Annotated in this window: 10 protein-coding genes; 1 reads left to right on the forward strand and 9 read right to left on the reverse strand. The window is 62.9% G+C overall.

The genetic code is table 11. The annotated features are described in order from the left end of the window. The 6 genes from rplC to rpsL all read right to left on the reverse strand — a co-directional run bounded on the left by rplC (position 1) and on the right by rpsL (position 5,353). Positions 1-714, reverse strand: a complete 714-nt coding sequence (gene rplC / locus OC450_RS26640; RefSeq protein WP_211386656.1) for a 50S ribosomal protein L3 — start codon at positions 712-714, stop codon at positions 1-3. A 53-nt stretch (positions 715-767) separates the two neighbouring features. Continuing rightward, entirely contained in the window at positions 768-1,076 is a 309-nt protein-coding gene (rpsJ, locus tag OC450_RS26645) for a 30S ribosomal protein S10 (RefSeq protein WP_002712302.1), read from the reverse strand. Positions 1,077-1,158: 82 nt separating this feature from the next. After that, positions 1,159-2,349 (reverse strand): elongation factor Tu, encoded by a 1,191-nt coding sequence (tuf, locus tag OC450_RS26650; protein ID WP_200455586.1) that lies wholly within the window; start codon positions 2,347-2,349, stop codon positions 1,159-1,161. A 40-nt stretch (positions 2,350-2,389) separates the two neighbouring features. After that, the gene (gene fusA, locus OC450_RS26655; RefSeq protein ID WP_211386657.1) at positions 2,390-4,462 is read right to left on the reverse strand and encodes an elongation factor G; all 2,073 of its coding nucleotides are present in this window, start codon (positions 4,460-4,462) and stop codon (positions 2,390-2,392) included. Between the two features lie 33 nt (positions 4,463-4,495). Beyond that, a complete protein-coding gene (rpsG, locus tag OC450_RS26660; RefSeq protein WP_018322260.1) occupies positions 4,496-4,966 on the reverse strand; it encodes a 30S ribosomal protein S7 in 471 nt (156 codons plus the stop codon). A gap of 15 nt (positions 4,967-4,981) precedes the next feature. Then, entirely contained in the window at positions 4,982-5,353 is a 372-nt protein-coding gene (gene rpsL / locus OC450_RS26665) for a 30S ribosomal protein S12 (RefSeq protein ID WP_007603006.1), read from the reverse strand. Between the two features lie 689 nt (positions 5,354-6,042). On the opposite strand from rpsL, the gene OC450_RS26670 reads away from it, so the two are divergent. Continuing rightward, entirely contained in the window at positions 6,043-7,287 is a 1,245-nt protein-coding gene (locus OC450_RS26670; RefSeq protein WP_256808379.1) for an FAD-dependent oxidoreductase, read from the forward strand. On the opposite strand, the gene OC450_RS26675 is transcribed toward OC450_RS26670, so the two are convergent. The 3 genes from OC450_RS26675 to rpoC form a co-directional block, all read right to left on the reverse strand. Beyond that, positions 7,209-9,233 carry an ABC transporter ATP-binding protein gene (locus OC450_RS26675; protein WP_256808380.1) on the reverse strand — a complete coding sequence of 675 codons (2,025 nt, stop codon included), beginning with the start codon at positions 9,231-9,233 and terminating at the stop codon, positions 7,209-7,211. The genes OC450_RS26670 and OC450_RS26675 overlap by 79 nt on opposite strands. 133 nt (positions 9,234-9,366) lie before the next feature. Beyond that, complete coding sequence (locus tag OC450_RS26680; protein ID WP_262048955.1) at positions 9,367-11,427, reverse strand: FAD-dependent oxidoreductase; 2,061 nt, start codon at positions 11,425-11,427, stop codon at positions 9,367-9,369. A 193-nt stretch (positions 11,428-11,620) separates the two neighbouring features. Next, positions 11,621-15,817 carry a DNA-directed RNA polymerase subunit beta' gene (gene rpoC, locus OC450_RS26685; protein WP_211386661.1) on the reverse strand — a complete coding sequence of 1,399 codons (4,197 nt, stop codon included), beginning with the start codon at positions 15,815-15,817 and terminating at the stop codon, positions 11,621-11,623. Positions 15,818-15,871 lie beyond the last annotated feature (54 nt).

Below are 15,871 nucleotides of genomic sequence, written 5' to 3' on the forward strand. Positions count from 1 at the left end.
TCACGCCTCCTGCGCAGCCGGGGCGGCTTCCGCTTCGCCAGCAACCTTGAACTTGCCGGGCTTCGGAGCTTCCTTAGGCAGCGGCTTCTTGACGGCGTCGCGCACGCGGATCCAGCCGCCCTTGGAGCCGGGAACGGCGCCTTCGACGAGGATCAGGCCGCGCTCGACATCGAGCTGGACGACTCGAAGGTTGAGCGTGGTGATGCGGTCGACACCCATATGGCCGGGCATCTTCTTGTTCTTCCAGGTCTTGCCGGGGTCCTGACGGCCGCCGGTCGAACCGATCGAGCGGTGCGAGACCGACACGCCGTGCGTGGCGCGCAGACCGCCGAAGTTCCAGCGCTTCATGCCGCCGGCGAAGCCTTTACCGACCGAGGTGCCGGTGACGTCGACGAACTGGCCGACCACGAAGTGGTCGGCGAGAATCTCGGCGCCGACAGGGATCATGGCATCCGCGGAGACGCGGAATTCCTCGACCTGCCGCTTCGGCTCGACCTTGGCGACAGCGAACTGGCCACGCTCCGCCTTGGGCATGTACACGGTCTTGCGGCTGCCAGAACCAAGCTGGAGCGCGACGTAACCGTTTTTCTCTTCAGTGCGGTGGCCTACGACCTGGCAATTGCCGAGCTTCAGCACGGTCACGGGGATATGTTCGCCGGCCTCTGTAAAGACCCGCGTCATCCCGACCTTTTGTGCGATCACTCCGGAGCGCATCGGCGTGCTTCCTGTTCTTTCTGTCCGCTAGTCGCGAACGTGATCCAAAAATCTTAGAGCTTGATCTCGACGTCGACACCGGCGGCCAGGTCGAGCTTCATCAAAGCATCGACGGTCTGCGGGGTCGGATCGACGATGTCGAGCAGACGCTTGTGGGTGCGCATCTCGAACTGTTCGCGGCTCTTCTTGTCGACGTGCGGCGAACGGTTGACGGTGAACTTCTCGATGCGGGTGGGCAGCGGAATGGGTCCGCGGACCTGCGCGCCGGTGCGCTTCGCCGTGTTCACGATCTCGCGGGTCGACGTATCGAGGATACGATGGTCGAACGCCTTGAGCCGGATACGAATGTTTTGGCCGTTCATTGCCGTGGTCTTTCTTCAGTGGGTGGCGAATAGCGAATAGCGAATGTCTCCATTCGCTACTCGCCGATCCCTATTCTCGTAATTACTCGATGATCGAGGCGACGACGCCGGCGCCGACGGTGCGACCGCCTTCGCGGATCGCGAAGCGGAGCTTCTCTTCCATCGCGATCGGCACGATCAGGTGCACTTCCATCGCGATGTTGTCGCCCGGCATCACCATCTCGGTGCCTTCCGGCAGATGCACGACACCGGTCACGTCGGTGGTGCGGAAGTAGAACTGCGGACGGTAGTTGGTGAAGAACGGGGTGTGGCGGCCGCCCTCTTCCTTGGTGAGGATGTAAGCCTCGGCCTTGAACTTGGTGTGCGGCTTGACCGAACCCGGCTTCGCCAGCACCTGACCGCGCTCGACGTCTTCGCGCTTGGTGCCGCGGAGCAGCGCACCGATGTTGTCGCCGGCCTGGCCCTGATCGAGCAGCTTGCGGAACATTTCGACGCCGGTGACGGTGGTCTTCTGGGTCGCACGCAGACCGACGATCTCGATTTCCTCGCCGACCTTGACGATGCCGCGCTCGACACGGCCGGTCACGACGGTACCGCGACCCGAGATCGAGAACACGTCTTCAACCGGCATCAGGAACGGCTGGTCGATCGGACGCTCCGGCTGCGGAATGTACTCGTCGACGTTCTTCATCAGCTCGAGGATGGCGTCGTGGCCGAGCTTCTTGTCCGAATCTTCGAGAGCGGCGAGTGCCGAACCCTTGATGATCGGGATCTTGTCGCCCGGGAATTCGTACTTCGAGAGCAGTTCGCGGACTTCGAGCTCGACGAGCTCAAGCAGCTCCGGATCGTCGACCATGTCGCACTTGTTCAGGAACACGACGAGCGCGGGCACGCCGACCTGGCGGGCGAGCAGGATGTGCTCGCGGGTCTGCGGCATCGGGCCGTCAGCGGCCGACACGACCAGGATCGCACCATCCATCTGGGCGGCGCCGGTGATCATGTTCTTCACGTAGTCAGCGTGGCCGGGGCAGTCGACGTGGGCGTAGTGGCGGTTCGGCGTCTCGTACTCGACGTGCGCGGTCGAGATCGTGATGCCGCGCGCCTTCTCTTCCGGCGCCTTGTCGATCTGGTCGTACGCGGTGAACGTCGCGCCGCCGGCTTCGGCGAGAACCTTGGTGATCGCCGCGGTCAGCGACGTCTTGCCATGGTCAACGTGACCGATGGTGCCGATGTTGCAGTGCGGCTTGTTACGTTCAAACTTTGCTTTGGCCATTTGACTCTCCGTTCAATCGTCAGCTTTCAACCGACGACAATCAGGCAAACTTCTTCTGGACTTCTGCCGACACGTTGGCCGGCGCTTCTGCGTAGTGGTCGAACTGCATGGTGAAGGTCGCGCGACCCTGGCTCATCGAGCGCAGGTTGTTCACGTAACCGAACATGTTCATGAGCGGCACCATCGCGTTGATGACGTTGGCGTTGCCGCGCATGTCCTGACCCTGGATCTGACCGCGCCGGGAATTCAGGTCGCCGATGACCGAGCCGGTGTAGTCTTCCGGGGTCACCACTTCGACCTTCATGATCGGCTCGAGCAGGACGGACTTTCCCTTCTGCAGCGCTTCGCGGAACGCCGCGCGCGATGCGATTTCGAAGGCGAGCGCCGACGAGTCGACGTCGTGATACTTGCCGTCGACGAGCTGAACCTTGACGTCGACCACGGGGAAGCCCGCGACGACACCAGAGCCCATCACGCTGTTGAGGCCCTTTTCGACGCCGGGGATGTATTCCTTCGGAACCGCACCGCCGACGATCTTGGACTCGAACTCGTAACCCTTGCCGGGCTCGTTCGGCTCGACCACGATCGACACTTCCGCGAACTGACCGGTACCGCCGGTCTGCTTCTTGTGGGTGTACTTGACCTCGGCCCTCTTGGTGACGCGCTCACGGAACGCAACCTGCGGCGCGCCGATGTTGGCGTCGACCTTGTAGGTACGCCGGAGGATGTCGACCTTGATGTCGAGATGGAGTTCGCCCATGCCCTTGAGGATGGTCTGGCCGGACTCCTGGTCGGTCGACACCCGGAAGGACGGATCCTCCGCGGCGAGCTTGGCCAGCGCCACGCCCAGCTTTTCCTGGTCGGCCTTGGACTTCGGCTCGATCGCGATCTCGATGACCGGCTCGGGGAATTCCATCTTCTCCAGGATCACCTGCTTGTCGGGATCGCACAGCGTGTCACCGGTGCGCGCTTCCTTCAGGCCCGCCAGCGCGACGATGTCGCCGGCATAGGCTTCCTTGATGTCTTCGCGGTTGTTCGCATGCATCAGCAGCATGCGCCCGATGCGCTCCTTCTTCTCGCGCGTCGAGTTCACGACGCCGGTGCCGCTCTGCAGGACGCCCGAGTAGATGCGGCAGAAGGTGATGGTGCCGACGAACGGGTCGTCCATGATCTTGAACGCGAGCAGCGCGAGCGGCTCCTTGTCGTCGGCCTTGCGCACGACCTCGTTGCCGCGGTCGTCGGTGCCCTTGATCGCGGGGACGTCGATCGGCGACGGCAGATAGTCGACGACGGCGTCGAGCAGCGGCTGCACGCCCTTGTTCTTGAAGGCCGAGCCGCACAGCACGGGATAGAACGCACCGGTAAGCACCGCCTTGCGGATCAACCGCTTCAGCGTCGCTTCGTCCGGCTCGTTGCCGTCGAGGAAGGCGGCCAATGCGTCGTCGTCGAGTTCGACGGCGGCTTCCACCATCTTCTCGCGATATTCCTTGGCCTGCTCGACGAGATCTTCCGGAATGTCGACATAGTCGAACTTCGCGCCGAGCGATTCATCGTTCCAAACGATACCCTTCATCTTCACGAGGTCGACGAGACCCTTGAAGTTGTTCTCGGCGCCGATCGGAAGCTGGATCGCGATCGGCTTGGCACCGAGGCGATCGACGATGTCGGACAGGCACTTGAAGAAGTCGGCGCCGGTCTTGTCCATCTTGTTGGCGAAGACGATCCGCGGAACCTTGTACTTGTCGCCCTGGCGCCAGACGGTCTCGGTCTGGGGCTCGACGCCCTGGTTCGAGTCGAGCACGCAAACGGCGCCGTCGAGCACGCGCAGCGAACGTTCGACTTCAATGGTGAAGTCGACGTGGCCGGGAGTGTCGATGATGTTCAGGCGCTTGCCGGCCCAGAACGCGGTGGTGGCAGCCGAGGTGATCGTGATGCCACGCTCCTGTTCCTGCTCCATCCAGTCCATCGTCGCAGCACCTTCGTGCACTTCGCCGATCTTGTGGCTCTTGCCGGTATAATAGAGGATGCGCTCGGTCGTCGTGGTCTTGCCGGCGTCGATATGCGCCATGATACCGAAGTTACGGTAATCCTCGATGGCATGTTGGCGGGGCATGAGTCGTTCCTTGCAAGTCCGGGTGTGTCGCCGTTACCAGCGATAGTGCGAGAAGGCGCGGTTGGCTTCCGCCATCCGGTGCACGTCTTCACGCTTCTTGACGGCGTTCCCGCGGTTGTTCGACGCGTCCAGAAGCTCCGCCGAGAGCCGCTCGGTCATGGTCTTCTCGTTGCGATCGCGCGCAGCGGAGATCAGCCAGCGGATGCCCAGCGCCTGCCGGCGGGTCGAGCGAACCTCGACCGGAACCTGGTAGGTCGCGCCACCAACGCGGCGGGAGCGCACCTCGATGGTCGGCATGACGTTCTCGAGCGCCTGCTCGAACACGCCGAGCGGGTTCTGCTTGGTCTTGGTTTCGATGATGCCGAACGCACCGTAGACGATACCTTCGGCGACCGACTTCTTGCCGGCGTACATCACCGAGTTCATGAACTTGGTGACGATGATGTTCCCGAACTTCGGATCCGGCAGAACTTCGCGCTTTTCCGCTGAGTGGCGACGAGACATAGGCTTGGTTCCCGCTTACTTCGGACGCTTGGCGCCGTACTTCGAACGACGCTGCTTACGGTTCTTGACGCCCTGGGTATCCAGAACGCCGCGGAGGATGTGGTAGCGCACGCCGGGCAAGTCCTTGACGCGGCCGCCGCGGATCATGACCACCGAGTGCTCCTGGAGGTTATGGCCCTCACCAGGGATGTAGCCGATCACCTCGAAGCCGTTGGTCAGGCGCACCTTGGCAACCTTACGAAGCGCCGAGTTCGGCTTCTTCGGGGTCGTGGTGTAAACGCGCGTGCAAACGCCGCGCTTCTGCGGCGACTGCTGCAGCGCCGGCACCTTCTTGCGCGACTTCTGCACTTCCCGCGGTTGAGCGATCAGCTGGTTGATCGTCGGCATCCTGGCCTTACCCTTTGTGTTCTGCCGCGGCCCCTTGCGGGTCCGCTGTCTTGCCGCGGCCCGTCACCGGGTCCGCAAATTCTTTCGAGCTACCCGCCCGACGAGGCCACCTTCCGCGGGACAATCCGCACAAAGCGAAATTGCGCCAACCGCACCATCACTGAGCGGAAAGCGTTACGACGCCACAGAGGACCGCGATATTCAGACCGGTCAGCTTGAAGCTGCGGTCCGCGCACCGAGGTCATGCATCCGAACTCGATCTCGAGAGAGCTTGCTCAAGAGAACTAAAATCGCACTGGCATTGCCTAGCTATGATCGACAGCGTTTGAGCGGCATTCGTCGAGGTTGGTGCCCGTGTTTAGCGACCCTTGGGGGTTCACAGAACCTTGGAGGTCAACGGGTGGCCCGTTCCGACGTTGGCGATGCTCACCGCCTGTCGTTAAGTGAGGCGCTTTCTATAAGTGGGAGTCGATCAAGTCAAGGCGAAACGACAGTCACAAAACGCTTCTCGCGCCTATGGAATTTGCCAGTTTGCCGCGCTCACCAAGCCTTTCCCATATGGGAACGCAGCGCAGGTTCCGCCACCTCAAAATATAATTACACCCGGATAAAATATACTTTTATTACCCTTGCTAAGGCTTTCTTTCCGATTGAGGCGTCAATCTGCCCCCTTCGCCGAGATTTACGCCATGCGCTACACCGATATTGCCATCATCGGCGGAGGACTTTCGGGCTCGACCGCCGCCGCGATGCTCGGCCGCGCCGGTATTTCGACTGTCCTGATCGATCCGCATGAGAGCTATCCGGCGGACTTTCGAGTCGAAAAACTCAGTGGTCACGTGCAGGTCGAGCGATTCCTGAAGACCGGAATCGCCGAATCGGTGCTGCGCCGCGCGACCTTCGTCGGCAAGAACTGGATCGCCCGCTTCGGCCAACTCCTCGACAAGGCCCCCAGCCGCCAATTCAACATCCTCTACGATTCCCTCGTTAACGCCGTCCGCGACGACATCGCTGCCAGCGTCGAGCGAATCTGCGCCAAGGCCGTCTCGGTCGAGACGAGCCCGGAACGGCAGAAGATCACGCTCTCCAACGACGAGGTGGTCTCGGCCCGGCTGGTCGTGCTCGCCAACGGCCTCAATGTCGGCCTGCGCCGCCAGCTCGGCATCGCGCGAACAGTCATCAGCGCCTGCCACTCGATCTCAATCGGGTTCGACGTGGTGCCGGCGGGACGGAATTCGTTCGACTTCCCGGCGCTGACCTATTTCTCGGAACGGCCGAGCGACCGCATCCCCTACCTCACGCTGTTTCCGATCGGGGCGAGGATGCGCGCCAATCTGTTCGTCTACCGCGGCTTCGACGATCCCTGGCTGCATGAATTGCGCCGGGCGCCGGCCGAGACGCTGAACGCCGCGCTGCCGCGGCTGAAGCGCATCACCGGCGCATTCGACGTTCCCGGCGAGATCAAGATCCGCCCGGTCGATCTCTATGTGAACGACGCAAGCGGCCAGCCCGGCCTCGTGCTGGTGGGCGATGCCTTCGCGACCTCCTGCCCTGCCGCCGGCACCGGCTGCGACAAGGTCTTCACCGACGTCGAGCGACTCTGCAATGTCTACATCCCGCAATGGCTCGCCTCCGACGGGATGGATACCGACAAGATCGCCGCTTTCTATGCCGATCCGGTCAAGCGGGCGTGCGACGAATGGTCGGCGGCGAGGGCATTCGACTTCCGTTCAGTATCGATCGCGACGAGCCCCTACTGGGCGGCGCAGCGCTGGGCACGCTTCCTTGCCTGGTCGGTTCAGGGGCTGCTGCGGCCTCTTGGAGGAGCTGTCCATCTGGAGCCGAACTTCCTCGGTCACTCCTCCTCGTCGTCCTCGTCCTCATCGTCCTCGTCGAGGTCGTCTTCATCCTCGTCGCTGTCGTCGCCGGCCTGAGCCGCCGTGCCATGCGGCTGGTGGATCTGGTCGTTCCACAGCTTGCGGTAGGTGCCGTTCTTCGCCAGCAACTCGGCATGCGAGCCGCGCTCGATCGCCCTGCCCCCTGAAATCACGATGATCTCGTCCATCTCGACCACCGAGGTCAGGCGGTGAGTCGACCAGATCATGGTGCGACCCTTGGCGACCTTGAGCAGCGTACGGTTGATCGCGGCTTCCGTGGTCTGGTCGAGCGCCGAGGTAGCCTCGTCCAGCAGCAGCACGGAAGGATTACGGATGACCGCGCGCGCGATCGCGACCCGCTGGCGCTGGCCGCCCGAGAGGGTATCGCCGCGCTCGCCCACCGGCGTGTCGTACCGCTGCGGCAGGCTCATGATGTAGCGGTGGATCTCGGCCTTCCTGGCCGCCTCCTCGACCTCCTCGTCGGTCGCGCCTTCCTTGCCGAGGCGGATGTTCTCGCGGATCGACATGTTGAACAGCATGTTCTCCTGGAACACGACCGCCATGCTCCGGCGCAGCGAATCCAGCGTCACCTTGCGGACGTCGACCCCGTCGATAGTGACGCGGCCCTCGTCGGGCACGTAGAGTCGCAGGATCAAATTGAGCAGCGTGCTCTTGCCGGAACCTGAGGGACCGACGATGGCGATGCGCTTGCCGACGTCGAGCTTGAGGCTGAGATTGTCCAGCACCGGGGTCTGGCTGCCCTCGTACTGGAACGTCACGCGGTCGAAGGTGATGTCGTGGGTGATGCGCGGCAGGTCCGGCGCACCGGCACGATCGGCCCCGCGCGTCGGCTCGTCGAGCAGCTCCTGAATGTGCCGGATCGCGGCGGCCGAAGAGATCGACACCGGAATGAAGTGCATGACGTGGGCGATGTTGTAGGAGACCTCCCAGAACGCGCTCTCGAAGGTGACGAAAGTACCGATGGTGATCTGGCCTTTGGTCGCCAGATAGGCGCCGATCGCGAGCACCACGAGGTGCAGGAGCAGCACCGAGATGGTGACCGTGCGCTCCACCATGGTCGACAGGAACGCGGCCGAGGCGATCCTGTTGCGCGTCTCGTCGTTGCGGAAAGCGAAGAAACCGAACATCTTGCGCTGCAGGCTGAACGCCTTGATCACGGCCTGCGCAGCGACGTTCTCCTGCACCATGCCGAGCAGCGCGCTCTCGTTCAGCTTCTGCTCGTAATTGGCCTGCACCGCTTTCGGGGTGAGCATGCGCGGGCCGATCAGCGTGATCGGGAACACCAGTAGCGCGACCGCCGCCAGCTGCCAGTTCAGGAACAGCATCAGGATGATGCCGGCGATCAATTCCAGGAACGGCAGCGCCGCGCTGTTGGCAAAGGTCTTGACCGAACCTTCGAAGGCCGAGAGGTCGACGGAAAAGCGCGACAGGATCTCGCCGCGCTTGGTACGGCCGAAATACGCCGCCGGCAGGTCCTGGACATGCTCGAACAGCCGTTTGCGGACATCGGAAATGATGCAGGCGGCCAGCCGCGCATCCCAGCGCTCGTACCAGACCGCGACGATCGAGGTGAAGATGCCGGCGACCGCGAGCACCCCGAGGATCTTGTACAGCGCATGGAAATCCTCCTCGCCGAGCGCGTCGTCGATCAGGTACTTCAGGCTGAGCGGCATGATGACGTTGAACAGCGTCTCGACGAAGACGCCGAACGCCACGAAGGACAGCATCCGCTTGTAGTTGACCAGGAAGGGTTTGACGAAACCCAGGATGGTCGCGAGCGCGCCGGCAGCCTCGCGCGCGGTAAAGACGACAAGATCCTCGTCCTCATCGTCGTCGTCGAGCTCCAGCTCGTCATCCTCCTCGTCTTCATCGTCCTCGTCGTCTTCGAGGTCGGGCTTGACGGGGGCGAGCTTGTCGTCGAGCTCGGCCGCCTCTTCCGCAGCAAGCTTCTTTTTGTCGGGAGAAGGAGGCCTGGACGCCATGAAACCAACCGATGCTGACGGCCGGCATGACCGCAGAGAAAGCAGAAAATAGCGGAAACCGCTATTGCACCGATTCTATGCGATCAGAATGAATTCGGCAAAGCAAATGGCGAATCCGGCTCGGTCCTTGCCGCTACTCCTCGTCCTCGTCCTCGACCTTGTCGAAGAAGGAATAGCGCAAGCTGTCGGCGTCGGCGTACCACTGGCCCGGGCCCTTGTTGGCGGCGAGCGTCGCCTCCCAGAGCGCGTCGGTGCAATCCTTGCGGTGCATCGACAGGTCGAAGCCGTTGCCGAAGAACAGTTCGGACCATTCCCACCAGGTGCCGAGCTTCCTGACCCCGCGCAACAGGTCGTAGCGGTCGATGACCGTCGAGGCCATGTCGGAGGTGATCGAGCCGAACACGAGGCCGGTCTTGACCACGCGGTTCAGCTCCCGGATCCCGCGGACCACCTGCTTCGGGGAAACGTGGCAGAGGCTGGTCTCGAACACGAAGTCGAACGCGCCGTCCTTGAACGGCATGTCGGTGATCGAGCCGAGCTTGTTGTACTTCTTCAGCGCTTTCGGCGTTTTGGCGTGGATCGCGCGGTTGTTCTCGATGCCGAAGGCATCAAAGCCGCGATCGCGCAGTGCGCCGACCAGCTCCCCGCTGGCCGAGCCCGCGACCAATAGCTTGGCACCCTTGGTCTTGCCCCAGACGATGCCGATCAGCCTGGTGAGGTAATCCGGATCGGTGAAGTGACGCCACGCCTCGCTATAGGGGCCGAGGCCGCGATAGTTTGCGAAATAGTCGCGATCGATCTTGTCGGAGAGCGGCTTGTCGTCCTGCGAACGCTCGCGGCGGAGGCGCATCATCTCGGTCAGGATGATGTCGGTCGCCGCGTCCGAGGAGTCGAGCAAACCGTTCAGCGTCGAGTCGAACAGATAGTCGCCGACCACGACGATTCCGGGATGCTCCTTCGGCTCGGGCCGGTGATTGGTCATGACGTCGCGCACGGGCAAGCCGCCCGGAATCGCGTTCACCGACGACAGCCAGCGGTGGATCTTGCCCTCCATGACATGCGAACGCGCATCGCCGAGCGAGGCCGGCAGCGATTTCAGCGCGGCGTCGATCAGCTCCTGGTCGGAGAGATTGGCGAAGGCCAGCGCGTCGGAGCCCGGAATCAGCCAGTTCAGTACGCCGTGGTTGCCGACGTCGTGACGCGCGCCTTCGTTGTAGACGCAGCAGCCACCGAAGGCCTCCGACATGAACCAGGCGCCCGTGATCTTGTCGCCCCAGAACGTCGTGTCGAACAGGATCGAGACGCGCAAATAATGCGCGGGGCGGTCGAAATAGGAAACGTGCTTGACCATCGACTTGCGGAGCTGCTCGCCCTCCCAGCCCATGGTGGCAAGCCAGGAATGCGGCAGGCAGACCAGCACGAGATCGAAGTCGCGCGTCTCCGGGCCCTTGCCGTTCATCATCTTGAGCTGGTAGCGGCCCGTCGGCGCCTTGCCGACGGTGAGCACGCGGTGATTGAGCTGGATGTCGGCATTGACCTCCGACTGCAGGCACTCGATCAGCTGCTCGTTGCCGTTCTGGATGGAATAGAGGCCGATATAGCCGTCGACATCCATCAGATAGTTCTTGAGCGCGTTGAGGCCGTTGGTGTTGTGGCTCTCGGTCGCAATGTCCGAGCGTGCCATCACCTTGAAGAAACGCTTTGCGGTCTCGTCCTCGACCTCCTCGTCGAGCACCTGCTCGGCGGTCTTGTCGGCCCAGGGGTTCTCGTTGTCGTGCGCGCCGACGCCTTCGTAATATTCGATCGGCGACATCGCCTCGGCGCAGCGCTCGCGGAACGTCTCGATCGCGGCCGCAGTCCTGGCGCCGTATTTGCGGCGCATGCCGGCGACGTCGTTGAGCAGCTCGCCGCCGAACTGCACCTGTTCGGCGTCCATCGGAATGGTCTGCAGGCCGAAATGCTGGATCAGTTCGCGCAGCGGATCCGGCCCGGTCATCGAGTAGTCGTAGATCTCGGCGACGCCGGCCTCGTACATCGCGGGCGCGGAATCGAATTTACGCGTGACGATCTTGCCGCCGAGCCGGTCGGATGCCTCGTAGATGGTGACGCGGCAGAGATCGCCGAGCTTGCGCTTCAGATACCAAGCGCTCATCAGCCCGCCGGGGCCGCCGCCTACGATTGCCAGATCAAGCATGAGAGTTCCGTGGTCTCCGGCCCTGCCCCCGTCACGGGATCCACCGGTCTAAACTCTCCTAGCAGAAGCGCTTTTGCGCCTGAAGGAAAGATGAACAAATGTTGATCTTGCACCGCAACAGGCAAACAAAGCAGCAAAAAGGCCGGCTTGCGCCGGCCTTTTCATTGTCCTCGGTATTCCTACGGATGAACGATCATTCCGCGGGCGGCAGCGCCATCGGCTCCGCTTCCGGCGCGGGCGACACGACGGCCGCCTGCTTCTCGCGCTCGTCCAGGATCAGCTTGTCGCGCTTCATCGCGACTTCGCGGATCTTGGCCATCGAGGCGCCGGTGCCTGCCGGGATCAGCCGGCCGACGATGACGTTCTCCTTGAGGCCTTCGAGCGGATCGACCTTGCCGTTGACCGCCGCTTCCGTGAGGACGCGGGTGGTCTCCTGGAACGAGGCCGCCGAGAAGAAGGAGCGGGTCTGGAGGCTCGCCTTGGTGATGCCGAGCAGAACCGGCGTACCCGTGGCGATCTTCTTGCCCTCTTCCTTGGCTTTCTCGTTCAGCGCGTCGAACTCGATCTTGTCGACCTGCTCGCCCGAGATCATGTCCGTGTCGCCCTGGTCGGTGACTTCCACCTTCTGGAGCATCTGACGGACAATCACCTCGATGTGCTTGTCATTGATGAGCACGCCCTGGAGCCGGTAGACCTCCTGGATCTCGTTGACCAGATAGGCCGCGAGCTCCTCGATGCCCTTCACCGCCAGAATGTCGTGCGGCGCCGGGTTGCCTTCCACGATGAAGTCGCCCTTTTCGACGACGTCGCCGTCCTGAAGGTGGATGTGCTTGCCCTTCGGGATCAGGTACTCGCGCGCCTCGTCGGTCTTGTCCATCGGCTCGATCGAGATGCGACGCTTGTTCTTGTAGTCGCGCCCGAACCGGATGGTGCCCGCGATTTCGGCGATGATCGCCGCATCCTTCGGACGCCGGGCCTCGAACAGTTCCGCCACCCGCGGCAGACCGCCGGTGATGTCACGCGTCTTGGCGCTTTCGGTCGAGACACGGGCGAGGATGTCACCCGGGTTGACCTTGGCTCCGACGTCGACCGAGAGAATGGCATCGACGGACAGCATGTAGCGGGCATCGCCGCCACGGGCGAGCTTGAGCACCTTGCCGTCCTTGCCCTTGACCACGATGGCCGGACGCAGGTCCGCGCCGCCGCGGGTCGAGCGCCAGTCGATGACCACGCGCTTGGCGATACCGGTGGCTTCGTCCAGCGTTTCCGAGATCGACTGCCCTTCGACCAGATCCTCGAAGCCGATGGTACCTTCGACTTCGGTGAGGAGCGGACGGGTGTAGGGATCCCACTCGACGATGCGTTGGCCGCGCTTGACGGTGTCGCCTTCGTCGACATGCAGGCGCGAACCGTACTGGATACGGTGCGTCGCACGCTCGGTGCCGTCGGCATCGACGATCGCGATCACCATGTTGCGCACCATCGCGACCAGATGACCTTCGCTGTTTCGGGCGATGGCCTTGTTCCGGATCACGATCTTGCCGTCGAAGTTGGATTCGACGAACGACTGCTCGTTGAGCTGCGCCGCACCGCCGATGTGGAAGGTGCGCATGGTCAGCTGGGTGCCCGGCTCGCCGATCGACTGCGCCGCGATGACGCCGACGGCTTCACCGTGGTTGACCGGCGTGCCGCGGGCAAGGTCGCGGCCGTAGCACATGCCGCAGATGCCGTTGACGAGTTCGCAGGTCAGTGCCGAGCGGATCTTCACCTCCTGCACACCACCCTGATGGATGGCGTCCAGATGGCTCTCTTCCATCAGCGTACCGCGCTTGATGATCACCTTGCCCGAGCTGTCGCGCACGTCTTCGCAGGCCGTGCGGCCCAGGATGCGCGAACCGAGCGAGGCAACCACGGTGCCGGCATCGACGATGGCGCGCATCTTGATGCCGAGCTTGGTGCCGCAGTCGTTCTGCGTGATGATGCAGTCCTGCGCGACGTCGACCAGACGACGGGTCAGGTAGCCGGAGTTCGCGGTCTTCAACGCGGTGTCCGCGAGGCCCTTGCGGGCGCCGTGGGTCGAGTTGAAGTACTCGAGAACCGAGAGGCCTTCCTTGAAGTTCGAGATGATCGGCGTCTCGATGATCTCGCCCGACGGCTTGGCCATCAGGCCGCGCATGCCGGCGAGCTGGCGCATCTGGGCCGGCGAACCGCGGGCACCGGAGTGAGCCATCATGTAGATCGAGTTGATGTCGGCATCCGCCCCGCTCGCCGTCTTCTTGGTCGAGGAGATCTCCTTCATCATCGCCTTGGCGATTTCTTCCGTGGCCTTCGACCAGGCGTCGACGACCTTGTTGTACTTCTCGCCATGGGTGATCAGACCGTCGTTGTACTGCTGCTCGAAATCCTTCGCCAGCGTACGGGTGGTGTCGACGATCTTCCACTTGGAGTGCGGAACGACCATGTCGTCCTTGCCGAACGAGATGCCGGCCTTGAACGCGTTGTAGAAGCCGAGCGCCATGATGCGGTCGCAGAAGATCACAGTCTCCTTCTGACCGCAGTGGCGGTAGACCTGGTCGATGACGCCGGAGATCTCGCGCTTGGTCATCAGCTTGTTGATGATCTCGTACGAAATGCGCGGGTTCTTCGGCAGGAGATTGCCGAGCATGACGCGACCTGCGGTGGTCTCGATCCAGCGCGTCGAGACCTTGCCGGTCTCGTCCATGCCCTGCCACCGATACTTGATCTTGGTGTGCAGGTGGATGACCTTCGCGTGCAGCGCATGCTCGAGCTCGGCCATGTCGCCGAAGATCTTGCCCTCGCCGGGCAGGCCTTCGCGCATGATGGAGACGTAGTACAGACCGAGCACGATGTCCTGCGACGGCACGATGATCGGCTGGCCGTTCGCCGGATGCAGGATGTTGTTGGTCGACATCATCAGGACGCGCGCTTCCAGCTGCGCCTCGAGCGACAGCGGAACGTGCACGGCCATCTGGTCGCCGTCGAAGTCGGCGTTGAACGCGGCGCAGACCAGCGGGTGGAGCTGGATCGCCTTGCCCTCGATCAGCACGGGCTCGAACGCCTGGATGCCGAGGCGATGCAGCGTCGGCGCTCGGTTGAGCAGCACCGGATGCTCGCGGATGACCTCGTCCAGGATGTCCCAGACCTCGGGCCGCTCCTTCTCGACCAGCTTCTTGGCCTGCTTCACGGTCGTGGACAGGCCCTTGGCGTCAAGCCGCGAGTAGATGAACGGCTTGAACAGCTCGAGCGCCATCTTCTTCGGCAGGCCGCACTGATGCAGGCGCAGCTCGGGACCGACCACGATCACCGAACGGCCCGAATAGTCGACGCGCTTGCCGAGCAGGTTCTGACGGAAGCGGCCCTGCTTGCCCTTGAGCATGTCGGCGAGCGACTTCAGCGGACGCTTGTTGGCGCCCGTGATGACGCGGCCGCGGCGGCCGTTGTCGAACAGCGCATCGACCGCTTCCTGAAGCATGCGCTTCTCGTTGCGGATGATGATGTCCGGGGCGCGCAGCTCCATCAGCCGCTTCAAGCGGTTGTTGCGATTGATGACGCGGCGGTAGAGGTCGTTGAGGTCCGAGGTCGCGAAGCGGCCGCCGTCCAGCGGCACCAGCGGACGCAGGTCCGGCGGAATCACCGGGACCACGGTCATGATCATCCATTCCGGCTTGTTGCCGGAGTGGCGGAACGCTTCCACGATCTTCAGGCGCTTGGCGAGCTTCTTGTGCTTGATGTCGGAGTCGGTCTCCTGCATCTCGATGCGCAAGGAGGCCTCGAGCTTCTCGAGATCCATGCCCTTGAGCAGCTCGCGGATCGCCTCAGCGCCGATCATGGCGGTGAAGGAATCCTGGCCGTACTCGTCCTGCGCCTTCAGATACTCGTCTTCCGACAGCAGCTGACGGTCCTTCAGCGCGGTGAGGCCCGGCTCGAGCACGACGTAATATTCGAAGTAGAGGATCCGTTCGAGATCCTTCAGCGTCATGTCCAGCAGGAGGCCGATGCGCGAGGGCAGCGACTTCAGGAACCAGATGTGGGCGACGGGGGCTGCGAGCTCGATATGGCCCATGCGCTCGCGCCGGACGCGCGACAGCGTGACCTCGACCGAGCACTTCTCGCAGATGATGCCCTTGTACTTCATGCGCTTGTACTTGCCGCACAAGCACTCGTAGTCCTTGATCGGCCCGAAGATGCGGGCGCAGAACAGGCCGTCGCGCTCGGGCTTGAAGGTACGGTAGTTGATGGTCTCCGGCTTCTTGATCTCGCCGTAGGACCAGGACAGAATCTTCTCTGGAGACGCGATCGAGATCCGGATCTGGTCGAAGACCTGAGCCGGAGTCGTCGGGTTGAAGAGATTCATAATTTCTTGGTTCATCGTCTTCTCCTCGCGTGCCGGTCGCCTACGGCCGCAAATTCGAAAATCACTCGA

The organism is Bradyrhizobium sp. Bra78 (genome assembly GCF_024519855.1).
Lineage (GTDB): Bacteria > Pseudomonadota > Alphaproteobacteria > Rhizobiales > Xanthobacteraceae > Bradyrhizobium > Bradyrhizobium japonicum_G.